Annotated in this window: 19 protein-coding genes; 9 read left to right on the top strand and 10 right to left on the bottom strand. The window is 46.1% G+C overall.

Annotation, left to right across the window (positions count from 1 at the left end; genetic code table 11):
• Nucleotides 1-69 precede the first annotated feature (69 nt).
• Nucleotides 70-3,543: a DUF2341 domain-containing protein gene (locus RIG68_RS03805; protein ID WP_350118776.1), complete on the top strand. Its 3,474-nt coding sequence runs from the start codon at nucleotides 70-72 to the stop codon at nucleotides 3,541-3,543.
• A 577-nt stretch (nucleotides 3,544-4,120) separates the two neighbouring features.
• On the opposite strand, the gene RIG68_RS03810 is transcribed toward RIG68_RS03805, so the two are convergent.
• Both RIG68_RS03810 and RIG68_RS03815 read right to left on the bottom strand, forming a co-directional pair.
• A complete protein-coding gene (locus RIG68_RS03810; protein WP_350118779.1) occupies nucleotides 4,121-5,131 on the bottom strand; it encodes a cytochrome d ubiquinol oxidase subunit II in 1,011 nt (336 codons plus the stop codon).
• The gene (locus tag RIG68_RS03815; RefSeq protein WP_350118781.1) at nucleotides 5,124-6,440 is read right to left on the bottom strand and encodes a cytochrome ubiquinol oxidase subunit I; all 1,317 of its coding nucleotides are present in this window, start codon (nucleotides 6,438-6,440) and stop codon (nucleotides 5,124-5,126) included. Before RIG68_RS03815 ends, RIG68_RS03810 begins: the two co-directional genes overlap by 8 nt.
• Before the next feature lie 364 nt (nucleotides 6,441-6,804).
• Here RIG68_RS03815 and RIG68_RS03820 point away from each other — a divergent pair, with 364 nt between their 5' ends.
• Nucleotides 6,805-7,287, top strand: a complete 483-nt coding sequence (locus tag RIG68_RS03820; RefSeq protein ID WP_350118784.1) for a VirK family protein — start codon at nucleotides 6,805-6,807, stop codon at nucleotides 7,285-7,287.
• On the opposite strand, the gene RIG68_RS03825 is transcribed toward RIG68_RS03820, so the two are convergent.
• A complete protein-coding gene (locus RIG68_RS03825; protein WP_350118787.1) occupies nucleotides 7,284-7,922 on the bottom strand; it encodes a 2OG-Fe(II) oxygenase in 639 nt (212 codons plus the stop codon). The two genes, RIG68_RS03820 and RIG68_RS03825, sit on opposite strands and share 4 nt — an antisense overlap.
• 461 nt (nucleotides 7,923-8,383) lie before the next feature.
• On the opposite strand from RIG68_RS03825, the gene RIG68_RS03830 reads away from it, so the two are divergent.
• The 4 genes from RIG68_RS03830 to nspC all read left to right on the top strand — a co-directional run bounded on the left by RIG68_RS03830 (nucleotide 8,384) and on the right by nspC (nucleotide 12,463).
• Nucleotides 8,384-8,863 (top strand): hypothetical protein, encoded by a 480-nt coding sequence (locus RIG68_RS03830; protein ID WP_350118790.1) that lies wholly within the window; start codon nucleotides 8,384-8,386, stop codon nucleotides 8,861-8,863.
• A gap of 529 nt (nucleotides 8,864-9,392) precedes the next feature.
• Complete coding sequence (locus RIG68_RS03835; RefSeq protein ID WP_350118793.1) at nucleotides 9,393-9,851, top strand: hypothetical protein; 459 nt, start codon at nucleotides 9,393-9,395, stop codon at nucleotides 9,849-9,851.
• 191 nt (nucleotides 9,852-10,042) lie between these two features.
• Nucleotides 10,043-11,248, top strand: a complete 1,206-nt coding sequence (locus RIG68_RS03840) for a saccharopine dehydrogenase family protein (RefSeq protein WP_151998220.1) — start codon at nucleotides 10,043-10,045, stop codon at nucleotides 11,246-11,248.
• Between the two features lie 75 nt (nucleotides 11,249-11,323).
• Nucleotides 11,324-12,463, top strand: coding sequence for a carboxynorspermidine decarboxylase (gene nspC, locus RIG68_RS03845; protein ID WP_350118796.1), 1,140 nt, complete (start codon nucleotides 11,324-11,326; stop codon nucleotides 12,461-12,463).
• Here nspC and RIG68_RS03850 read toward each other — a convergent pair.
• Nucleotides 12,455-13,840, bottom strand: a complete 1,386-nt coding sequence (locus tag RIG68_RS03850; RefSeq protein WP_350118799.1) for a M20/M25/M40 family metallo-hydrolase — start codon at nucleotides 13,838-13,840, stop codon at nucleotides 12,455-12,457. The two genes, nspC and RIG68_RS03850, sit on opposite strands and share 9 nt — an antisense overlap.
• An 86-nt stretch (nucleotides 13,841-13,926) precedes the next feature.
• Between RIG68_RS03850 and RIG68_RS03855 the strand changes: the two genes are divergently transcribed.
• Nucleotides 13,927-14,673 (top strand): LOG family protein, encoded by a 747-nt coding sequence (locus RIG68_RS03855; RefSeq protein ID WP_350118802.1) that lies wholly within the window; start codon nucleotides 13,927-13,929, stop codon nucleotides 14,671-14,673.
• Between the two features lie 5 nt (nucleotides 14,674-14,678).
• Here the strand turns inward: RIG68_RS03855 and RIG68_RS03860 are convergent, their stop codons facing one another.
• From RIG68_RS03860 to RIG68_RS03885, 6 genes are all read right to left on the bottom strand, one after another.
• A complete protein-coding gene (locus tag RIG68_RS03860; RefSeq protein WP_350076221.1) occupies nucleotides 14,679-15,752 on the bottom strand; it encodes an alanine racemase in 1,074 nt (357 codons plus the stop codon).
• Nucleotides 15,753-15,827: 75 nt separating this feature from the next.
• Complete coding sequence (locus tag RIG68_RS03865) at nucleotides 15,828-16,277, bottom strand: GNAT family N-acetyltransferase (protein ID WP_350118806.1); 450 nt, start codon at nucleotides 16,275-16,277, stop codon at nucleotides 15,828-15,830.
• Nucleotides 16,264-17,715: a sodium:solute symporter family protein gene (locus RIG68_RS03870; protein ID WP_350118809.1), complete on the bottom strand. Its 1,452-nt coding sequence runs from the start codon at nucleotides 17,713-17,715 to the stop codon at nucleotides 16,264-16,266. Before RIG68_RS03870 ends, RIG68_RS03865 begins: the two co-directional genes overlap by 14 nt.
• Before the next feature lie 22 nt (nucleotides 17,716-17,737).
• The gene (locus RIG68_RS03875) at nucleotides 17,738-18,598 is read right to left on the bottom strand and encodes a universal stress protein (protein ID WP_350118812.1); all 861 of its coding nucleotides are present in this window, start codon (nucleotides 18,596-18,598) and stop codon (nucleotides 17,738-17,740) included.
• 15 nt (nucleotides 18,599-18,613) lie between these two features.
• Nucleotides 18,614-19,000, bottom strand: coding sequence for an arsenate reductase family protein (locus RIG68_RS03880; protein ID WP_151998213.1), 387 nt, complete (start codon nucleotides 18,998-19,000; stop codon nucleotides 18,614-18,616).
• Nucleotides 18,997-19,560 (bottom strand): Dps family protein, encoded by a 564-nt coding sequence (locus RIG68_RS03885; RefSeq protein ID WP_350118815.1) that lies wholly within the window; start codon nucleotides 19,558-19,560, stop codon nucleotides 18,997-18,999. Before RIG68_RS03885 ends, RIG68_RS03880 begins: the two co-directional genes overlap by 4 nt.
• 260 nt (nucleotides 19,561-19,820) lie before the next feature.
• Here RIG68_RS03885 and RIG68_RS03890 point away from each other — a divergent pair, with 260 nt between their 5' ends.
• Entirely contained in the window at nucleotides 19,821-20,351 is a 531-nt protein-coding gene (locus RIG68_RS03890) for a helix-turn-helix transcriptional regulator (protein WP_151998212.1), read from the top strand.
• Nucleotides 20,352-20,470: 119 nt separating this feature from the next.
• Entirely contained in the window at nucleotides 20,471-22,858 is a 2,388-nt protein-coding gene (locus RIG68_RS03895) for an ABC transporter permease (protein ID WP_350118818.1), read from the top strand.
• Nucleotides 22,859-23,126 lie beyond the last annotated feature (268 nt).

A 23,126-nucleotide genomic window follows, 5' to 3' on the forward strand; every position in this document is an offset into this window, starting at 1 on the left:
CAATTTTTGGTACATACCTAATTTATACCTCAAGTGTCTTATATCTGTAGAGCTTTTTTTATTTTTTTCTTGCTTGCGTTTTCAACAGAAGTCTTTTCCCAGACTGAAGGGTTTGGCTATGGCAAGCGAATTACTATCGATGCATCTGAAGTAATGGGTGCAAGCCCATTAACTGACTTCCCCGTCATGATCAGGTTCATGGGAGCCACCGCCGATTTGGATTTAAGATCGGTAGGCAACGGAGGACACGTTGAAGATGCTACTGGCTACGACATCATTTTTGGCGCTGACCAGGCAGGTGCAACCCTGCTGGATCACCAAATTGAGTCGTATGATCCTGCGACAGGCGAATATGTGGCATGGGTGAGAATCCCCACGCTGAGCAATACAGTTGATACAGATATCTACATGTTCTATGGAAATTGTTCAGTGTCAGCAGACCCCTCTGTTACCAGTGTATGGAACTCAGATTTTGACGCTGTGTATTTTCTCAACGACGACTTCAGTGATGCTACTGGCGGAACTGCGGGAACAAATACAGGAAGCACCGACACATCGCCAGCTTTAATTGCTGATGGGCAAAATTTTGGTGTAAATGACTATGTTCAAATCCCCTCATCTTCTATTGCTACTGGGCAGGGCACGATTTCAATTTGGGCCTATACATCGACTTTCACAGGAACAGAACAGTATATGTATGGCCATACTTCCAACCCGTCAGGCTTTGCAGATAGGATCCAGCTATATACCGACGATGGAGCGGGTGGCCTGGATCTGGGGTTTGGCAATAATCACAACCTGGAGCAGGGGATTGTCACTTTAGCGGTCGATGTATGGAATTATGTAGCCCTTACCTGGAATGGCACCACGTGTTCTGTGTATGTTAATGGTCAATTGGAGCACACCGAGGCCTATGGTGGATTAGGTACACTGGAAAGCTACCTTGACATTGGCAACGATGGTAGAGCAAATGCAGCCCGGAACGAGGGTTGGAATGGCGACCTTGATCACGCCCGGCTGTCGAATGAGGTATTCAGCGCCAGCTGGATCGAAACTGAGTACAACAATCAACGTGAAAACGCAACATTTTACAGCACTAGTGGGGAGTTCAATGCGTCACGCACATTCTATTCTTTTGCTTCCGGAGCATGGGAATCCAATTCCAGCTGGTCGTTTACTCCCGATGGGTCAAGCGGTGCTGTGGGAGCGGGCGTGTTTCCGAAAAGAACCGACAACGCAGTTATCCAAAATGGCCACACTATTACTATTGACAATGTTGACGACAATGGTGGGTGTTCTCAATCTCCGGCCAACCTGGCCAGAGCTAATGTTGGTGCATTTACCGGCTCTACCGATCAAATGTTTTATCATACAGGAGATATTGTCGTTGCCAACGGAGGAACGCTCACCTCAAGTGAAGAGGTAATGGTTGAAGGCTATACACTGGTTGAAAACGGGGGCACTTTAACAGTAACAGAAGATATCGTTAACCTGGGTTACTTCGAATTAGCTGCAACTGCCAATTTCACCAATACAGACGACTTGATCCTCTCCGGAAATAGTGTTACCATCATCGATAATACTTCCTTTGGTGCAGATGATATTTACATCGACTGGACAGATGCTACACTTTGTGGCAGCGGTATCGTAAACCTTGGCAACGGGGGTGCTGACCCCACCATTCAATTCTTTAATGGTGGGAGCCTTGATCAGGTATGTGCCGATTTTAGTTTCACATGCTCCAGTAATTGCGGTGCCTTCCCTATTACACCAACGGGAAGTTTTATCACGGGAAATGCCGGGCCTGGTGGAGTTGGCAATCAAAACAATAACCAATTGTGGCTCAGAGCAAATGATTTGAGCCTGTCTGATGGTGTGGCGGTCACAAGTTGGCCCGATGTGTCGGGAAACGGCCTGACCGCAGTGTCAAGCGGTGTGGGAACAGAGGAACCGACATTTAATGCCAATGCAGTAAACACCTCGCTCCCATCGGTAAGTTTCGATGGTGGAGACTTTTTAAACCTTGGCACCCCAGCCGGCCTCAACCTGATTCCTGGCACGGATAGCTGGTCTTTTTTTGCAGTTTACAATGTCCCCTCGGGCAATAACGGCACTATTTTTTCTAAGGCAACGGCGACTGCCGGCACCAGACAGTATCAATATACAATGGATGCCAACACCTTTACCTCTTTCATCGGTGGCAACTATGGGCTCGGCACAATCAATACCGCCGATTCCTGGGCTATCGGAGCTCACATCAACAATACGACAGCAAAAAACTCCTGGTCTGATGAAGCTGTCAACGTATCAGGGGGCGGAGTTGGCACAGGAACCGTAACCACCACTGACGTGCTCCTTGGCGCCCGGCGGGGAACAGCCACAACAACTGGATTTCTCCTGACCGGAGACATTGCCGAAATAGCGATGTACGACGGCGAGGTAAATACTGCACAAAGAATAATTATCGACAATTACTTATCCGCAAAATATGATATTGATATTTCTGCTTCCGGAAATGATGTATACACCATGGATGATCCGGGAAATGGAGACTACGACTTTGAGGTAGCCGGCATTGGAAGGGCAGCCGACGGTTCAGTACACACAGATGCCCGTGGATCAGGCATACTTCGTGTGTGGAACCCCAGTGACCTGGATGACGGAGAATTCATGTTTTGGGGCCACGATAATGCCTCCATTAGCTCAACAACCAAAACAGTTGGCACTGACGTTGACGGAACCGTTATCGAAGAAAAGCTGTCAAGAAACTGGATAGTGGCTAAAACAGGTGACGTAGGTACCGTTTCCATCTCCTTCGACTTCAGCGGAGTAGGCGGAAGTCCGCTCGGCTCTAATTTAAGATTACTTGTTGACAGAGACGGGGATTTTTCTACAAATGACGTAACACCGCTAGCGGGAACCGTCTCTAATAAAATCGCCGTTTTTTCCGGCGTGTCGCTTCAAGATGGGGACAGGTTCAGCTTAGGCAACACCGATGTTTCGGTGCCGCTGCCCGTTGAGTTGCTAAGCTTTTCCGCAACAGCAGCAAATAGCCAGGTTACTTTAGAGTGGGCCACCGGATCTGAGCTAAATAATGACTTCTTTTCGGTCGAAAGCTCAATTGATGCCCAAATTTGGCAGGAGATCCTTCAGGTAAAGGGAGCTGGAACTACTTCTGAAAAGCAAACCTACCGGACTGTTGATCATCAACCCTACCCGGGAAAATCGTTCTACAGACTAAAGCAAACTGACTTTGACGGTACAGTTTCATATTCCCAGGTTGAAAAGGTTGACTTTACGCTATCCAGCGGCCTGACAATCTACCCCAACCCCTCAGACAAGAGTTTCAGGTTAAAAGGTTCGCACGATTTCGATCCCTCGCATGTGAAAATTTACAACACCGCCGGACAGGAGATAAATCCAAAGATAACTGTTGCTTCGGGTGAGCTCATGATTGACCTGGTTTCGTATCCTTCAGGGGTATACATCCTGCACTTCCCTACAAATGGCTCTCTACAGTCTTTCAGGCTGGTTAAGTTATGAACACCCGTCGGCACTACGGAAAACTTCATTAATTGTCGTATTTCGCCAGATGCGGCTGTGTCTCTGACAAATAGGTTGTGGCTGCCTCTGTAATTTCTCCCAACTCGGCGGAGCTCACACAACAAGTTCAACTGCAATGCCAGATTCAAAACGAGAATAATTGATCACATCAACCGGCGACATCAGGCAACTATAAAGCCTGAACATCAATCTCTGGCGGCCCCGGCAAGCAATTTTTATAAGATTTCGAAGAATAGTTATATAACCAACTTTTCAAACGATTGCTTTGATAAAATTTCAGAAAAAGAGTTGTGAAAATGAAAAAATCTCAGTTAAATTGGAGCAAATAAAAAGCACCTTGGGCCAAAAGCCGAAGGTGCTCAGAACACATACCTACTTAAACTACACTCTTTATTAATGAGAGGATTCTACTATCAGGGGCAAAGTTAGCCCCTTTTTTTATGTGCAGAATCAAGAGCTCATTAGCATATTGTTAATTTCTTGATTTCTCCTGTTTCAATACAGACGTAAATTTATTGAAAAAAGTTTAACGGAACGCTCGATTTGTTGAAAAAAATTACCGCAAACCTTTGCGATACTTAAAAACCCATATCAAATAGCCCAATGCTGGTAATATTAGCACAACACCAACCGCCAACATCGTGCCTAAAATTGATATCACCAGCTCCGGAGCTGCCGCTGCCTCAAGAGTTATCACCGTCCCATCAATAAAAACAATCAGGTTAGGGTACTGAAGTGCCAGCCAGCCCAGCACAATTAAGCTTCCCTGTAGTCCCGCCAGCAGTCTCGAAAGCTGATCCCACTTCTTCCTCAACGTAACAGCCAGTACCAAAAGGCCTACCGTGGCAAAAATGACACTGACAAGACCAAAAGGGTGGGAAAAGAATAATCGGGGAAAGTCAATTTTTTCAACCAGCCCTGCCACAAACACTAGCCCCCCCGTTACTACTACCAAAATATTGGTTAGCAAAGCATTCTTACGAAAAAGCTCTTTGGTGCTCCGATCTTCAATTTCAGGTATGAGAAACGTGGCCGCCAAAAAAGCAAAGAGTGATGAAGTAAAAATCCCAACTGCGACTGTGAACCAGTTGAGCCATGGTGCCACGAACGCCTGATGGAAGTTGTCAACCTCAACGGGCATTCTGCCCAGCACTATGGCGCCAGCAATAATCCCCAGAAAAAACGGCGTGATCAGGCTTGACCAGGCAAACATCCTGGAATAAACCTTTTGAGAGCTGCCCTGAACTGCATCATAATGCCGGAACACAAAGGCCGTTCCTCTGACAATGATGCCAACCAGCATCAACAAAAGCGGGATATGCAGGTAGATGGAAATGACTTTGAAGGCGGAAGGAAAGCCATTGAATAAAATAACAATGATGATAATAAGCCACACGTGATTAGCTTCCCATACCGGCCCAATGGCCTGGTAAGTAGTGGCTTTCAGTTCATCAAACTTTTCCTTTGGTGAGAATAATTCCAATATCCCTGCACCAAAATCAGCGCCCCCTAAAAGAACATACAACAGAAGAGCTATGACCAACACCAGAACGACCCACTCAAACATGAGCTACCTCCCTTTCTTCATTGAAAACGGTGATTTGCCGCCCCATTAACCAAAAAACCAAAATGGCTAGTACCAAATAAATACATGTGGTCAGATAAAATGAGTATGCTATCCCTGGCATGGGCGTTACGGCATCGGCTGTTTTCATGATTCCATAGATAATCCACGGCTGCCTTCCCACCTCAGTCACCACCCAGCCAGCCTCCACAGCCAAAAAGCCTAATGGAGTGGCGAAAGCCAACAGCTTGAGAAACCAGGAGCTTCGAACCAGCAGCGGTTTCTTCCATTGGCCGAAAAGAAAAATCACCCCAATTAACATAAGCAACACCCCTATCGCTATCATAGTCTGAAACGCAAAATGCACTATGGCTACAGGCGGCCATTCGTCTCTCGGAAATGCATCAAGCCCTTTTACTTCAGCCATCGGATCAGTGAATGCCAGTATGCTCAGCAGGTAAGGAATCTTGATCGCATAGTTCACTTCTCCTTTTTCTTCATCGGGAATCCCTCCAATCACAAATGAAGCACCTTTCTCTGTTTCAAAATGGCTCTCCATTGCTGCCAGCTTCACCGGCTGCCTGTGTGCCACATCATCCGCTGAAAGATGGCCGCTAAACGGCTGCAAAAAAGCGGCCACCGCTCCGAATGCGAGTGCTATTTTGAGTGCCCGGAGGTGGAGCAATTTGCTTCTGTCTTTTAAATATTGCCAGGCATGCACCCCAGCCACGCCAAATCCCGTGGCCACAAAAGCCGCCAACGTCATATGCAAAGCCTGAGTGAACCAGGCCTCGTTTAGCATAGCAGCTATAGGATCCACGTTCAACGCCTGCCCGTTTACCCAGTCGAAACCGGATGGGCTATTCATCCAGCCATTGGCCGCAACCACCAGAATGCCAGATGCCACCCCGGAAATGCCAACGAAAACTCCTGACGTAAAATGCACCCAGGGCTTTAGCACCTTTTCACCATATAGAAACAAGCCAAGTGCAACCGCCTCCAGAAAGAACGCTGCTCCTTCCAGCGAAAAAGGCATACCAATGATAGGCCCCGCATGTTCCATAAAACCCGGCCAAAGCAGCCCCAGCTCGAAACTGAGCACAGTACCCGACACTGCCCCTACCGCAAAAAAGATAGCCACACCTCGAGCCCAGGCCTTCATTAAACGGTGGTAGTCCTCCTGACCTGTCTTGAGCCATTTGTAGTTGGCAAATGCCATGAGAAATGGCATGACCATTCCAATACAGGAGAATATGATGTGAAAACCCAGTGACACTGCCATTTGTGAGCGGGCAGCCAGAAGATCGGTCATAAAACAGGAGATTTAGCTAATTCGAAGAACGTAATAGTTGAGCAAGGGATTCCTTTAATTTTCTATTTTTTTGGAATTTTTACAACCCCTTGAACTAACCAGCCGCATCGATCACGTGTACTCAGTCGAGTGCAACTGCAATGACTCTATTTAAATAAGCTGATCATCGTCAAGTACTTTCCGGCATCTTCCGCACTCTCCCTTCATCATCCCGGTGTCACATTTCATATCTTTTGTTTCATTCCGGCGTGGGCGGATGTTTTTCTTTTTCCTCCGCAAGAAGCAGCGTTAAACGACAACCAGCTTCCTGTGTATATCTGAAAAGTGTAATTAATAGTTTAATTTACATTCAAATTCTCCATCTATGAAAAGGCTGCTGTTTATCATCCTGGTTTTTTTTACATCTGTTGCTCCCGCATTTGCTCAAAATAGTCCTTTGCTAACCTTTGAAGAGCTTTTGGAAACCTTTAAGAGAGGATATGACGTGAAAGGCACTTTCTACTATGCCAAATGCGATTTTTATGTAGATGAAAAGAAAGTCGAAAATGCACCCGACATAGTGGGAGGAATGAACATAGACTTTTTTGAGTACTTCGGCAGGAATGCTGCGAGGAATAGCAAAGCGTTCATCACTTTTTCTGAGAACAAAATGATTGACAATCCAGTTGGCAGCGGCTATTTATACAACTACTTGAAGGTTAGAATTTATGAAGATGGAAATGTTTCCATCGATGTCAGGCATGTAGATCCACGAACGCTCGAAAACAAAAAACAGGAACGGTTTGAAACAAAGCTCTATGACGGAAACTTAAAAACAGCCGGAGCCTATTTTTTCGTCTCTCACTAAAACGGCACATCGAGTAGCTGATCACGCAGCCATCCGGTTAGGCTTTTTCTTTCTTTTGCTGTGGGCAACACTTCGTGTTCCAGTAAATCACTTCTGAAACAAACCATTCTGCCTGCCACTGGCAGCACGTCTATTGCCTGCTCATCGGCTCCGACAGGTTTGTACATCCGCAATTGTCCGCCGTCCGCCTCACTCCAATCGAAGTTTAGATAACAAATGACGCTCAGCTTCCGGTGGTCGTCCTGCTTGAACTGATCCAAATGCCGTTTGTAAAAAGTGCCAACCGGGTAAAGCGTGTAATGAAACTCAAAATCTTTCAGACTTAGAAAACACGTTCTGTTGATAAACTGCATCAGTTCTCGCATCCTATCCAAATACACCTGGGTGGGGTCCTTCGCTTTCTCAGGCTCTATCCACCGGATCAAGTCTCCCCGCTGCGACCTGTCAACCTGATGATTTTCAGCCTGCCCTATGCCAGCTCTCTTTAAATCACCAGCTTCCTGATAGCGATCCAAAACGCTCAAGATGTCCTTTACCTCCTCATCGCTGAGAAAGGACTCGATGATGCCGTATCCATTTTCAGAAAGATCATCGGCAAGTTGATTGAAGCGGGTCTCGATGTTTTGTGTCGTCATGTCAAAATCAGGTGCGCAAAAGTAACTCAATAAGCAATAATTCCGCAATCCGACCCTTTACGGCTTGCGTATTATTTGAAAGTTTCTGGTTCAGGTAATAAAAGGTGGAAATAAATGAGCAAAAAAAATAAGTCATGTCGCCTTTTTCCAGCAGTTGAGGGCTTTCTACATGCTCCGGGGGATCACAAATGATGTAATGCTTTGAACGTAAAGTTGTCGTTTTCGCAAAATCCTGAATACTGGTTTTTCAATGCCACATGCGTTTTTATGCTTCGAAATGAGTGGACTTTTAAAATGAAAATCCCCCCGGTACATTTGATCATGGTTAACGGAAATATCTATCTGGTTGTCAACGAATCGCAGCCCAAAAATGGCTCCTTTGTGATGACACTGTCTAAGAGCTTCCTACACCGTTGCATTTTCACGACTACTATAAATAACATTATAACACAACCACTTCCATGAAAAAAGTACTGATTATCATTTGTGTCGTTGCCTTCGGTGGCAACCTGCTTGCTCAAAAGTTGTCTTCTGAAGACCCACGTACATTGGTTAAGGAACCTTGTTATCTCATTACGCTTTTCGAAAAAAGAAGCACCCTTCTAAAAAATGGTGAAAGTACGAGAGCAATTGATATTGAGCTGGCCAAGCATGGGGTACATTTCCCTGCGAAATTGGACTTAGACGTCGCCGGAAACAAAACGAACGTCACCTTCGCTTTGATTGAAAGCACTGATGATCCCCGGATCGAGCAAAAGCTTTCAATGATCAAAGCCAAGATACCAGAACTGGAAGCTATTCGGGTCGATAGCTATTACTGTTTTGCGACGTTCAAGAAAGGAGCTACAAAAAAGATGCTCAATGAACTATTAGCAGAATTTCTTTATGACGGCTATTACATAAGTGTTAAAGCTAACTCAAGAGCACAGGCAGCACTCTGAAATGATACCGTATCCATTTTCAGAAAGATCATCGGCAAGTTGATTGAAGCGGGTCTCGATGTTTTGTGTCGTCATGTCAAAATCAGGTGCACAAAAGTAACTCAATAAGCAATAATTCCGCAATCCGGCCCTTTACGGCTTGCGTATTATTTGAAAGTTTCTGGTTCAGGTAATAAAAGGTGGAAATAAATGAGCAAAAACAAATCATACCCCTCGTTTGAAGCAGCTAAAGCAGTTTTATGCGCTCCATGGGGTCACAAATGATGTAATGTTTTCAGTGTAAAGTTGTCGTTTTCGCAAAATCCTGAATACTGGTTTTCAATGCCACATGCATTTTTGTGCTTCGAAATGAGCGGATTTTAAAAATGGAAATCCGCCTGGTACATTTGATCATGGTTAACGAAAAAAACTATCTGGTCATCAACGAATCGCAGCCCAAAAATGGCTCGCCGATGATGAACCTGTTTAAGAGCTTCATACGCCATTGCATTTTCACGACTACAATAAATAACATTATAACACAACCGCTATGAAAAAAGTATTGATAATCATTTGCCTTGTTGCCTTCAATGGCATTCTTATGGCCCAAAGCACTGTAGGTGACCACTCTAAGGTTGATGCTCTTTTCGAAAAAAGAACTGCCCTTTTGGAAAACGGCGAAAGCACAAGAGTGATAGACCATGAGCTAGCCAAACTTGGCGTACGTTTCCCAGCCAAATTGAATGTGAGCTACTCTGGCGACAAAGTCAATATAGCCTTCCCCTTGCTTGAAAACTCCAATGCTGCCTACATGGAGCAAAAGATTGTGCGGATAAAAGCAAAAATGCCAGAACTGGAAGTACTGGGGATAGAGGCTTCCTACTGTTTTGCCACATTCAAGAAAGATGCTTCAGAAAAACAATTAACAGAGCTTTTGTCGGAATTTCTTTACGACGGATACTATGTAAGCGCCCACTCAAGAGTTCAGGTTGGCGTTTTGATGGACTAATTGACAATTATAACTACCAGCTATCGAAACCGGGGTTTACGCTCCGGTTTTTCTTGTTTATCCCCCACACTTTCATCCTCCTTTCTCTGGCAAAATTGCCACGAGTCAGAATATTGATCGCAGCGTTTTTAATACATTTCCGCATGTGCTACTTTTGCAGTTCAAGCAATTAACCTGTAATAAGATATAAGATGGGAAAAGTACTCATTATTGGTGCCGGCGGAGTCGGTCGAGTGGTGGCTTACAAATGCGCCAAAAATTCAAGTGTGTTTACTGAAATCATGCTCGCCAGCAGAACCAAGTCCAAGTGTGATGACATTGCCGCTGACATAAAAAAAGACGTGGGTATAAGCATACAAACTGCTAAAGTAGATGCTGACGTGGTGCCTGAGCTGGTGAAGCTGATCAATAGTTTCGGCCCTGACATTGTCATCAATGTGGCACTTCCTTATCAGGATCTTACTATCATGGATGCTTGTTTGGAGACCAAAGTAAACTACCTCGACACAGCGAACTACGAGCCCAAAGAAGAAGCCAAGTTTGAGTACAGCTGGCAGTGGGCATATCAGGAAAAATTCAAAGCTGCCGGCCTAACAGCCGTACTAGGTTGCGGTTTCGACCCAGGCGCTACAGGTGTTTTCACTTCCTACGCCGCCAAGCATTATTTTGATGAAATTCACTACCTCGATATTGTTGATTGTAACGCCGGAGACCACGGAAAGGCTTTTGCTACCAACTTCAATCCTGAAATAAACATTCGGGAAGTAACGCAGGAAGGAAAATTCTTTGAAGATGGCAAGTGGAAAATAACAAAACCACATGAAATAGGTAAGGATATCAACTATCCGAACATCGGGCCGATGAAGTCTTACCTGATTTACCATGAGGAGCTCGAGTCGCTGGTGAAAAACTTCCCCACGATGAAAAGAGCCCGCTTCTGGATGACCTTCAGCGACAACTACCTGACTCACCTCAGAGTGATTCTGAACATAGGCATGGGCAGCATTGAGCCAATCAACTACAACGGAATGGAAATCGTGCCCCTTCAGTTTCTAAAAGCTGTATTGCCTGACCCGGGAGATCTTGGAGAAAACTACAAAGGTGAAACCTCGATTGGTTGCAGGGTGCGTGGCATAAAAAATGGTGCTGAAAAGACCTATTACGTGTACAATAACTGCAAACACCCCGATGCCTACCGTGAAACCAAGGCACAGGGCGTTTCCTTCACCACCGGCGTACCGGCTATGATTGGAGCCAAGCTTGTGCTTGAAGGCAAGTGGGGCGGCGCTGGTGTGTTCAACGTGGAGCAGTTCAACCCTGATCCCTTCATGGAAGAAATGAACAAGCAGGGCTTACCATGGCATGAGCTACATGATGTGGATCTTGAAATGGACTAAGCTTTGGCTTTATTAAAAGATAAAAGGGGCAAGGCACAAGGCTTGCCCTTTACTGTTTTACACGACCAAGTGACCATGATTGACTACTCAAAAATACCTTCACCCTGCTATCTGCTCGAAGAGTCGCTGCTCCGCAGAAACCTTGAGCTAATGAACGACGTGCAGGAGCGGGCCGGTATCAGCATCATTCTGGCGTTCAAGGGCTTTGCCATGTGGAGTGCTTTTCCTCTGGTGAGGCAATACCTGAAAGGAGCCACGGCAAGTTCGCTCTCTGAGGCCAGGCTTTGCTTTGAGGAGATGAAGACAAAGTCGCACACATATGCTGTAGCCTACCGTGATCAGGAATTTGACGAAATCATGAAGATGAGTAGTCACATTACTTTCAATTCGCTGAGCCAGTATGAGCGATTCAAAGACAAAGTTGTAGCCTATCCTGAAAAGATTTCATGCGGGATTCGGGTCAACCCAGAGTACTCAGAGGTGGCAACCGACTTGTACAATCCATCATCGCCTACTTCCCGCCTGGGCATGACCGCTGCGCACTTTGGCGACAAGCTGCCAGAAGGCATTGAGGGGCTACATTTCCATGTCTTGTGCGAATCCACCTCGTTCACGCTTGAAAATACACTTGCGGCATTTGAAGAGAAATTTGGGCACCTGATTCCACAGGTAAAATGGGTGAACATGGGAGGCGGGCACCTGATGACCAAAAAAGGATATGATACTGCCCACCTCGTTTCTATTCTGAAAGCATTCAGAGAAAAATGGGGAGTAGAAGTCATCCTGGAGCCTGGCAGTGCAGTGGCCTGGGAAACTGGCGACCTGGTATCTACTGTTCTCGATGTAGTAGAAAACTCCGGTGTAAAAACAGCCATCCTGGACGCTTCTTTTACCTGCCACATGCCCGATTGCCTGGAAATGCCCTACAAGCCCAGAATCAGAGGAGCCAAAATGGATCCGGAAAAAGGCAAACCCACCTACCGCATGGGGGGCATGAGTTGCCTGGCCGGAGACTACATGAGCGAATACTCTTTCGATAAAGAGCTCGAGCCTGGCGACTTGATCGTGTTTGAAGACATGATCCACTACACGATGGTGAAAACCACGACCTTCAACGGCGTACCCCACCCATCTATTGGTATTTGGAAAGAAGACAACTCTTTCCAACTGGTAAGGGAGTTTGGCTATGAGGACTACAAGAATCGCCTATCTTGATTCAATCCTCATTTCGTCATGAATACCCACTTCAGCCAACACAATCAGCAGCGCTCTTTTGATTCCCAGCACGCCGTCCTTGTTGATGAAATATTCATCAAGGGAGTGAGCATTTCTACCCATGCCTCCGCCGCCAATCGTGATGGCAGGTATTCCTTTTGAAATCGGAATATTAGAGTCGGTACTGCCTCTCCTTAAGGTCGGCCTGCCACCAACAAACTGTGTGGCAGCTATGCCCCTTTGGACAATGGCTATGCTTTCGGGGTGCTCTCCAGAAGGGCGGTCGCCAATCATCTCCACTTTGACCGTCAAATCTGGGCCATGCCTTTTAAGTTTATTTTGATCTGCCAATGCTTTTCGAACCGCCTGCTGAAGAATAGTATCTACCTTAACAAGGCTTTCAGGGCTCTCGGAACGCATGTCCACCTCCATAATAGATTCAAAGGGGATAGAATTAACCGAGGTGCCACCGGAAATTACACCTACGTTATAGTTTGTCTTTGGCCCGCCACGAGTAAACTTGTCCGCTTCATCGGTAAAGTAAGTAATGGCTCTACCCAGCGCATGATGAGGGTTGCCCAAACCAAAGGCGCCCCATGAATGCCCGCCAGGCCCCTCAAATGTGATCCGGTACCTGTGCGACCCAAGTGCCTGGTTGGTTACCGACTCATGGCCACTGCCGTCGACTGAGATAAAGGCGTCAATCTTAGGCCCGTTAGGCCCAAAAAGATACTTGGCTCCACGCAAATCGCCCTGCCCCTCTTCTCCTACATTGCCAATAAACAAAATATCATTTTCTGGCTGAATGCCTGCTTTACGGATGGCCTTCATTATGGTGATGAGAATGGCTAACCCCCTGGTGTCATCTGAAATACCTGGGGCTTTCAGCGTATCGCCTGATTGTTGCACCCGGGTATCGGTGCCTTCCGGGAAAACCGTGTCGAGGTGAGCACAAAACGCCAGCACCTTCCCTCTTTTTGTTCCTTTTACCAAGCCGATTGCATTCCACACTTCATCCTGCCAAACTGAATCGGCACCCGCTTCTTTCAGCAGCGACAAATATTTATCGCTTCGGTTCTTTTCTTTGTATGGAGGCGCTTCAATCTCGGTAAGAGTGATAAGTGTTTTGATGGTTTGCTCGTCATAGTCTTCAATGAACTGGAAGGCCTCCTTTACCTGCGGGTGTGCCGAAAGCGCATCAATTTCGGCTTTGAAAGTATCTTCAAGCTTCGGAGCCGTCATGGCTACTGGTGTTCTGCCAGCCATTGTGCTGTCTTGTTTATTTTCGCTAGTATCTGTTGTTTTGTCGCCGCAACCGGCCAGCAAGGCAAGTGAAAAAGCAGAAAATATAAGTCTGGAGGGAAATTTTATAGTCATATTCACGGTTGAGTGTATGGGCTAATGACGGAGAATTTGGAAATAGAGCCAATACAAATGTGATTGAAGGCGATTTTATTTGATCAATGATGGAGAACAACACCGATACTAATAACCATAACGAAAAGAAGTTTTTAGAGGGGCCCGGTACCAGATGGAGGGAATTTAAATACATCATAAAAGTAGCTCTCGAATTTATTCGTGGATTCAGGGCATTGCACTTTACAGGGCCATGTATTACCGTCTTTGGTTCTGCAAGGTTTCAGGAGGATCACCCATCATACAAGGCTGCGCAGGCACTCGGCCAGCAATTGGCCCTGGCAGGATTCACGGTAATGACTGGCGGTGGCCCGGGCATTATGGAGGCTGCGCCCAGGGGAGCTAAAGAAGTTGGTGGTAAAACGATTGGCTGCAATATTGTGCTCCCACACGAGCAGCACGCCAATCCGTACCTGGACATTGTAGTCAACTTCAACTACTTCTTTGTGCGAAAGGTGCTTTTGCTAAAGTACTCCTACGGGTTTGTGGTGATGCCTGGCGGGGCAGGCACCATGGATGAGCTTTTTGAAACGTTGACGCTAATACAAACCGGAAAAATTAAGGGATTTCCGCTGGTGTTGTTTGGCAAAGACTATTGGAGCCACCTCGTTAGTCAGTTGGACCACATGGTGAAGGAAAAGACCGTATCACCCGAAGACCTGGATCTCTTTCTGGTGACCGATTCGGTGGAAGAAGCTGTTGAATACATCGAAAGAGTATCAGTCAAGAAGTTTGGACTCAAGCGGGTCATGCTCAAGCCCAGTTGGGTATTTGGAGAAAAGGTAAGTTCATAGCAGGGTCACTCCACTACATATTTTTCAATGTAGTCGGAGTTGAGCACGCCCAGCACACCCATGTACTTCATCTGAAAAGTCACTATGTCTCCCACCTGATAATTCCGGTCGGAATTCCCCAAATCAAGCACCAGCATGTCCGAACTTGCTCCTATCACGGTAACGCCCTTTTCTTCTGGTATCATAAAATCGGGCGCAATCTCCAACAGGCCAATATCAACTATCGCCCTGTAAGACGTCTTACCTATGTCTTCCTTCCTAATTTCAAAAACTTCGCCCGATGGGTTCTCTGCCAGCTCGCCCTCAGGGGTTTTTGGCTTTTGTGTGAGTTCTATAATCTGTGTGTAGAGCTTGAAAACGTCAGTTTGCATGCCTTCCACTGTACCGCCTGTGAACAAATCGGCTCCGAAATACAGCGTCTCACCAATTCTAAAGTGGTTAACTCCTTTAGGTAGCAGATTTCGTTGCAGCAGGGGAAAAGTAACAGAAGTTCCCCCTGACACCCACGGAATCTTCTTGTTGAACTTGGTTTCTACCAGCTCTTTGTACAAGCTTAGCTGAACCAGCTTGTCAGGAGACGGCATCACACCGTTCAGGCAATTGAGGTTGGTGCCCAGTCCGACAATTTCAAGGTTAGGCAATTCAAATACCTGCTCATAAAACTCCAGCAGGTGATCGCCCACAACGCCCTCTCTCAGGTCACCCATCTCAATCATAATAATCACCTTGTGCACTTTACCCTGCCTCATTGCCTCTTTTGACAATAGCTGCATGGTGGCGTACTCAGTATTGAAGCTAACGTCAGCATATTTGACAATCTTCAATATGTTTTTTTTTGCTGGGGGTTTTATATAAACAGTTTGGACATCGGGATTAATGGATTTCACCACCTTCAGGTTACCTATTCTGGAGTCGTGAATCTCCCTCGTACCCAGCTTAATCAGTTCTTCTATGAAAGTTTTGTTGCCGCAGAGCAACTTGGATACAACTCCCCACTCAATATCGTTCTGTTCAAACTTCGCATTGAGGAAGTCGTAATTGTGTTTGAGCTTGGTTCTGTTGAGCGTAATATAAGCCATCTTAAAATGATAAATCCACTGAGTATAACTCAGCAGACGGGTTGGTGTTGTTCAAATTTAACTAAAAAAGGAGGTTCAGCTTTTCACCAACCTCATTTCCAGGTATTTATTGGTAAAGCCTAGCTTCCTGTACAAGTGTACGGCAGGATTTTCCGGTTCTACATGTAAGGCAATGTTTCCGTCAGCGGAATCAATGGCCTTCTGCATGAGCTGCTTACCAATGCCTTGCCCACGGTAATCTTTGTGCATGGCAATGTATACAAGGATGTTCTCGGGTATGTAACCTTCCATGCCGGTTCGGTTTACCACCACAGTCCCGACAATCGTATCTTTCTCCTTGTCGTGAGCTACCAGCACAAATCCGCCTGGCTTCAGGTTATCGTCAAGCGCATAGTCAATGCATTTCAGAATATCCTCTTTTTCATCTCCAAATTCATCCAGGTGCTTGTGCAGAAATGCCGCAATTAGCATGCGTTGGTTCATGCCAACAGTGAGGCCAGGTGTGAGAAGTTCATAGCTTATCATGAGCGTAGGTTTTTTTAGTAGTAACTGAATTTAATATGACAAAAATGGCTGCTGAAGCCGAAATGCCGAACACATTCGGATCTAGCTGAAGAGGAAGATCAATAGGCGCAATGCTTAAACCGACCGTAGTAGCGCCACCAACCAGCATCGACCAAAAGGCTGCCGTGCTGGAAACTTTGGCACCAAATAGTGCTGCCACCAGCGGAACCAACAGTCCTGAAACTAAAAACGCATAAGAGTAAAGCATAAGTTCAAGCACGTTTTCCATAGTGCTGGCAAGTATGAGCGCTGCAACACCCACGCCCAGCGTTATCAACTGCGACATCCGCAGTGTTGACTTCGAAGTAGCCTCTGAGGTCGATTTAACTCCCAGGATATCGGTAACAATATTTCCCGAGGCAGCCATCAAACAACTGTCGGCCGTTGACAGAATCGCCGAGAAATAGGCTGACATCATCAAGCCAAGCAGGCCAACCGGCAGAATGTCTCTTAGGAGTAAAGGCAACCCAATTTCTTCGTCCATGGTTCCTGCGCCTGCATAACCTAAGGCATCAAACATCCCTTGCTCCGCCGCCACTCTGGCAAAAAGGCCCAAAACAACGCCCATGATTGCCATAATTGGCCACTCGAAAAGGCCCGCAATAAACCAGGCCTTTTGGGCTTCCTTCGGCCCTTTGCAGGCGTAGATCCTTTGGTACAAAGTCATCCCAACAAACCAAATGGGGATGATGGTCACAGCCCAGTTCACCAGCATTTGCCAGGTAAGGTTATCCCAGCGCAGGAACTCGGGCGGAAGCGTTTGAACAATAGCGTCATATCCTCCAATGGCGTGATAACCCATCGGAATACCGATGAAGATCAAACCGGCCATGAGAATAATCCATTGAACAGTATCGGTATAGATTACTGCTTTCAAGCCTCCCATGACAGTGTATACTACAGCTATCACCCCCATAACGAACAGGGCGGTCATGAGATCCAGATTCACAAAGGTTGCGGAAGCAAGCTTGGCGCCAGCCAGCATCTGAGAACTCGTAAAACCGAGATACCCTATGGCAGAAATGATGCCTGCCAGCAAAGCAACCTTTTTGTTGTAGAAAAGTCCGAAAATCTGGGGGAAGGTGTAAAGCCCCTCAAGCTTCGACATCTTGCTTACCTTGGGAATAAGCACCACAGCCGAAAGCCATGCTCCGATCAGGCCCGTGAACAGCATCCACGATCCTGAAATTCCCATTGTGAACCCAAGACCGCCGAGCCCAATAGAAAAGCCACCGCCAACGTCGGTAGCCACAACACTAAGGCCCACGTGCATGCTGCCCATGGACCGCCCTCCTACGTAATAGTCGTCGTCACTTTTGTTTTGCCTGAGGAAGAAGAAACCTATCCCCAGCATGATTACCATGTAAATAAAGAAAATGAGTATGTCCAGCCAATGCATTAAGTAGAATCCCTCGCTTTGTTTAATTCATCGAAACATTAACAGCCAAAACGGCTGGTGACGGCGCTTTCACAACATCTTCGGTGATGCTCCCAAATAAAAAGCGTTCAAGGCCAGTCTTATCGTAGGTCTTCATCATGATGAGATCGGCATCTACCTGCTCGCTAAATTCAACAATGGCTTCGACTTCCTTATCATGGTGTGTGGCATTGACAAAGAACTTCTCAAACCCAAGTTCAAGCGCTACTTTTTGCATTTTTGACTTTATTTCCTCCTCATCTATTAAATCTGTGTGCACTACGTTGAGCAAGTGAACAGTGGAGTTAAATGAGTCAACCCAGTGACTGATGAAGTCGGCCTCAGTAGGAAGAAATCGGCTGACATCTGTGGGTAGCACAATATTTTTGAACGATTCGGGAAGCACAGAACCCTCCAGCGCCAGCACTGGCACATTGGTATGCCTGATAATTCGCTGAACGACTGAGCCCGTCAAAGGATTACTTCCTTTGAAAGCCTCTTTATGTATCACCAACAACGACGGATCATAGTCGTGCATGAATTCTTTGATTCCTACCTCGGGCGACTCCTCAATCTGATGAAAATGAATATCTCTGTGCAAGGCATTCATCTCTTCCAATACCCTCAAAAATTCATCCATTCCTTCAAATTTCAGCTCCGTTTTCACCACCTGAGGAAATGCCGCTCCATACCCTGCCATCAAGCCCACGTTCGGCAGAAAGGCAGCGCTTTCAATCGGTTTGAATTGTATCACTTCTATTCGCATCCCCAATGTTTTACCGATCCTGAGGGCGGCTTTCAATGCCATTTTTGATTCAGCCTGAAAATCAAACGGCACCATTATATAATTTTCTTTCCTTTGCATGGATTGTTTTTTACGTTACAGATTACTCTTTACTGACGGTGAAAACAGCTGATCAATTGCCTCCAGATCCCCATAGTCCCCGATGTATTTGACACGTTCAGAAGTCACCACAATTGGCGTCTTGAGTAATTCCGGATTCTTGTTGATCAACTTTAAAGTACCTTCCGTGTCAGAAATTTTGTACCCCTCAATAATCCTGGGGTCGATAAGGTCGCAAACATCCACCGTCATATCAGAGGCAAGGCTCGCAAAATGAGTCGACGTGAGTTTTTCCGCATCAATGTCTATTTTTTTTAGCTTGACATTAAGCGCCTCTGCCCTTGCCAGTAGCTTCCTGTCTCGCACCTTTGCACGGCTGTAAATGAAAATAGCTACCCTTGAGTGAGTTTGTAAGCTACTCATTTAACCTCCCATTTTTCGTTCAACCATGCACTAAGCATCCAGTGGTGCTTTTCCAACCCCTGAATATAGCTAGTGAGCATATCCTCCGTTCCGGTGTCATCACTTTCCTGAGCGGTGTGCACAACACCGTGCATGTCGGAAAGCAGGATTCTTATGTCGAGCAAAACTTCCATTACCATTTCCCTGGCCGGAAGCTCCTTCCTGATTTCTTTGATTTCGGCATTTTCGATATACTCACCCATCGTACTCATGGGCATTTGACCAAAAACCCGTATCCGCTCGGCAATGTCGTCAATGTGCCCTCTTGCCTCATCGTACAACTCTTCAAACTTCTCATGCAGCCGAAAGAAATCGTTTCCTTTCACATTCCAATGGAAGTTCCTTAGCTTCTGGTAATGCACTGAGTAATTGGCCAATAGCTGGTTAAGACCTTGAGTGATTTCTATGGTGTCGAGAGCAGAAAACCCTAGCTTCCTAAAGTCCTTCTTTTTCGAATTAGTATTCCTGGTTTTCTCTGTAGTAGTCATGTCGTCTTCTTTTAAGTCAGAAAATAATTTCAATTACCTTGCCGGTTGATTCATGTAGCATGCCCGACACGGCGCTCTTGACCGACTATGTCGCTAAGGAAAAAATTGACTAGAAGAAGTGTTAATAGGATTGATATATCGATTAATTTGATGTTTTGTAAAATTCATAACACTAATATTAACGACCGTTAATAGAAAATGTTTAATTTTTTTACATAAATTTACCCAAAAGTACACAATTGTTGTGAAAAACAACGAGGCCATTGATCTAAATGTGAATATTTTTTACAAAAATGAAGTTTTTCGCTGACAACCTGAAATTTTTACGAAAGAAAGCTGGGCTGAGCCAGGAGCAGCTCGGTGAAAGGATTGCCCTCAACAGGGGTAATATTGCCAGTTACGAAAAAGGAACCGCAGAGCCCCGACTTGAGAACGTCCTGAAAATTGTAAAATTATTTAACATTGAGCTGTCTGATCTCCTGGAAAAAGACCTGTCGAATTCAGCGGCGATACAGGAGGAGTTAGAAAAAATGGGCTTACCCAACGAAGCTGCACCCATTCCGGCGGAGGAAGCAACAGCTCACCTGAAAGCAGAACTCATCGACAACAGGGCGAGGCTGGAGCGTTTTATGAGCCAGTCCGATGACATGCAGAAAATACTTGAGGGGTTCAGGCAGTTTCACAAATTCAAAATGTCGAAATCAAGTGACATCTCCCGTGACGTTAAAAACATTGCCGACGATTATGAAAACTTGCTGGAGGTAATGGATGCACTGCTACTATCACATAAAGAGCTGATCAAATTTCTCGACGAGTCAAAATAATGTACGGGCTGTTTCATTTTGAAACAGGCCTGCATGTCGCAATAATACACAATCAATTGACTTGCAGTCATTTATAAAAATGGCATTCCCTTGGCCTTACAACTTGACAAAGAAATGCTATGATCAGGAATTACCTTTTGATTGCTTACCGCAACCTTGTCAGGAATAAAACTTTCTCGCTGCTAAACATTATTGGACTGGCTGTTGGCATCACAGCCGCCATCACCATTGGGGCATTTATTATTGGTGAGCTCAAAGTTGATGCGTTTCAGCAGGAGGCCAGCAATACCTATTTGTTGTATTGGAATGAGGATTTGAAGGGTGAAGGCAGCAGAAACGTGGGCCTGACCACCAGACAAGACGCTGAATTACTCAAAGGCCAACTTGCTTCGGTTAGCGATGTCATCAATGTCCGCAACATCCGGTCTTCAGTCCAAATCGGCGACCAAAAGTACTCCAGCGATGTGCTTATGGCAGAAAAGCACTTCTTTCAGTTTTTTGATTTTGAGCTCCTCAAAGGCGACCCCAACACAGCGCTCAGCGATCCATCGTCTGTCATTCTAACAGAAACGCTTGCAAGCAAATATTTCGGCAGCACTGACCCCATTGGCCAAACCCTCCGCCTTACCGGTGACTTTGAAGTACCACTGAAGGTTACTGGCGTCATTAAAAATTACCCTGACAGCCACATGAAAATCAGTGCGATAGTGCCCTGGGAAATCAAAACCACCGACGGTCAACTCATTTCACAATGGTACAAGCTGTCAGTGTATACCTATATCAAAAGTGCCTTACCCGTCGACACAAGAACGCTGGAAAAGCAAATTGAAGCTGTATACGCCAAGGCCGACTATGAGCTCGTAAAAGATCACCCAAGAGTAATCTCTGTAGCCGACATTTATCTCCAGGCGGGCAATTTCGATTTCATGGATGGCTTCCAGTTTGGCAGCCCATCCACTATAAAAACACTTGGTGTAATTGGCCTTCTGACCCTTCTAATGGCCTGCATCAATTTTATCAACGCCTCCACAGCACAATCGATGAAAAGAGCCAAAGAAGTTGGCGTCAGAAAAAGTATGGGTGCTTCATCGGCCCAGCTAAGGTGGCAGTTCTTGTTTGAGGCAGTCATTATCGTCGCACTGGCATGGGGCGTGGGTGCCACCCTTTCCGACATTGGCAAGCCTCTTTTTGCAGAACTAACCGGTAGAAGCATCTACATCAGCATTTGGCAGGAACAAAGTGGCATTATCCTGCTAGTCTCAGTGTTTGTCTTTACAGCCCTGTTCTCGGGCTTGTACCCGTCGCTGGTGATGTCAGTGTGGAGTCCGGTGGAGTCGCTAAAAGGCAAGCTGTTGAAAGGTAAAGGAAGTCGAACCTTCAGAGAGCTGCTTATTTCTTTCCAGTTTGTAGTTACGGTTTGCCTCATTGCAGGCTCACTTCTTATTTACAGGCAAAACCAGTTCATGCTCAGCAAAGACCTTGGCTTTGACAAGGAGCAGGTGGTGGTGATGAGGGTGAGTCAAAACTCAGCGATATTCAAACAACAGCAAGCATTTCTGCAGGAGCTGGTCACTGTGCCCAATGTAGTAATAGCCTCAGCCGGCATGGACGCCCTTGGCAATGGCTACACCAATAACTCCTACTATGCGGTGCCTGAAGGTGGCACGGTCAACGAAAGCGGTGTAATGTCCACCTACTTTACGGTTGACGATAAATTCAGCGACGTGTACAATATCGGCGTTACATCGGGAAGGTTTCTTGACACAAAATTCGCCTCCGACAGCACTGGTGTGGTGATCAACGAAACCCTCGCAGAAGGCCTCGGCTACGACGACCCCGTGGGCCGCACTATTAAGATATGGGGCGACGACAGCCAGCCGCTCCACATTGTTGGTGTGTTAAAAGACTTTCATTTTCAGTCGCTTCATAAGCAAGTGCAACCTGCACTATGTATTCTCAACCGCATGAACGGCTGGAACATTGCCGTACGACTCAGCGGAAACGACTACTCCACGACGCTTGACGCTATCAGGGGAAAGTGGGAAAACATGGAATCAGAAGCGGCATTTAATTACACCTTTCTTGACGATGAATTTGCCCGCTTTTACAACGACGAGAAGCGCCTCCTTAGTGCCATCAATTTCTTTTCCATACTGAGCATTCTGGTGGCGTGCATTGGCTTGTATGGACTTACCAGCTTCATGGTTCAACAACGCACCAAGGAAATTGGCATCCGTAAGGTGCTTGGTGCTTCCATTTCCGGCATCCTCGTTTTGCTCAACAGAAGGCTGCTGGTGATACTTGGGTTGTCGGTTCTTGTTGCCACACCTATCACTTTTGCTGCCATCGATGCCTGGCTGTCAGCATTCGCTTACAAGGCCGGTATCAGTTGGTGGTCGTTTGGGGCAGCCGGGCTTCTGGTCGCAAGTGTCATTGTGCTGACCGTTTCTGTCATTAGCTTAAACGCAGCAAGGCGGAATCCCGTTAGAGTGCTCAGGTACGAGTAGCACATCCTGGCACCGTTGTGTACTATCTTGACGTCAGGCATATCCAAAAGCCAAAGAAACTTTTGAAAAAGTGCCTGAAAAGTGCCTGATTATTTGGATTGGGTAAAATTTATGACGCAATCTTTGGATTTATAAAATCCCAACTTTAGCATTGTATAAAATTTCAAAGTTAGTGATTTCGACTGCTACCCAATTTTTGATTAATGAGAAAGAGTTCGCCTCAAACAGGTGTGCTTGCTGGTTCTGGTGTTGTCCGGAAGCGGAAAGG

Source organism: Imperialibacter sp., assembly GCF_040222385.1.
Lineage (GTDB): Bacteria > Bacteroidota > Bacteroidia > Cytophagales > Cyclobacteriaceae > Imperialibacter.

Bases quoted from the DNA above. Each gene is read 5' to 3' on its own strand.
- RIG68_RS03870 (WP_350118809.1), bottom strand. From the start codon at position 17,715: ATGCATTGGCTGGACATACTCATTTTCTTTATTTACATGGTAATCATG.
- RIG68_RS03825 (WP_350118787.1), bottom strand. From the start codon at position 7,922: ATGACGACACAAAACATCGAGACCCGCTTCAATCAACTTGCCGATGAT.
- RIG68_RS03835 (WP_350118793.1), top strand. From the start codon at position 9,393: ATGAAAAAAGTATTGATAATCATTTGCCTTGTTGCCTTCAATGGCATT.
- nspC (WP_350118796.1), top strand. From the start codon at position 11,324: ATGATTGACTACTCAAAAATACCTTCACCCTGCTATCTGCTCGAAGAG.
- RIG68_RS03815 (WP_350118781.1), bottom strand. From the start codon at position 6,440: ATGACCGATCTTCTGGCTGCCCGCTCACAAATGGCAGTGTCACTGGGT.
- RIG68_RS03855 (WP_350118802.1), top strand. From the start codon at position 13,927: ATGATGGAGAACAACACCGATACTAATAACCATAACGAAAAGAAGTTT.
- RIG68_RS03850 (WP_350118799.1), bottom strand. From the start codon at position 13,840: ATGACTATAAAATTTCCCTCCAGACTTATATTTTCTGCTTTTTCACTT.
- RIG68_RS03895 (WP_350118818.1), top strand. From the start codon at position 20,471: ATGATCAGGAATTACCTTTTGATTGCTTACCGCAACCTTGTCAGGAAT.
- RIG68_RS03810 (WP_350118779.1), bottom strand. From the start codon at position 5,131: ATGTTTGAGTGGGTCGTTCTGGTGTTGGTCATAGCTCTTCTGTTGTAT.
- RIG68_RS03830 (WP_350118790.1), top strand. From the start codon at position 8,384: ATGAAAAAAGTACTGATTATCATTTGTGTCGTTGCCTTCGGTGGCAAC.
- RIG68_RS03875 (WP_350118812.1), bottom strand. From the start codon at position 18,598: ATGCAAAGGAAAGAAAATTATATAATGGTGCCGTTTGATTTTCAGGCT.
- RIG68_RS03820 (WP_350118784.1), top strand. From the start codon at position 6,805: ATGAAAAGGCTGCTGTTTATCATCCTGGTTTTTTTTACATCTGTTGCT.
- RIG68_RS03890 (WP_151998212.1), top strand. From the start codon at position 19,821: ATGAAGTTTTTCGCTGACAACCTGAAATTTTTACGAAAGAAAGCTGGG.
- RIG68_RS03860 (WP_350076221.1), bottom strand. From the start codon at position 15,752: ATGGCTTATATTACGCTCAACAGAACCAAGCTCAAACACAATTACGAC.
- RIG68_RS03840 (WP_151998220.1), top strand. From the start codon at position 10,043: ATGGGAAAAGTACTCATTATTGGTGCCGGCGGAGTCGGTCGAGTGGTG.
- RIG68_RS03865 (WP_350118806.1), bottom strand. From the start codon at position 16,277: ATGATAAGCTATGAACTTCTCACACCTGGCCTCACTGTTGGCATGAAC.
- RIG68_RS03880 (WP_151998213.1), bottom strand. From the start codon at position 19,000: ATGAGTAGCTTACAAACTCACTCAAGGGTAGCTATTTTCATTTACAGC.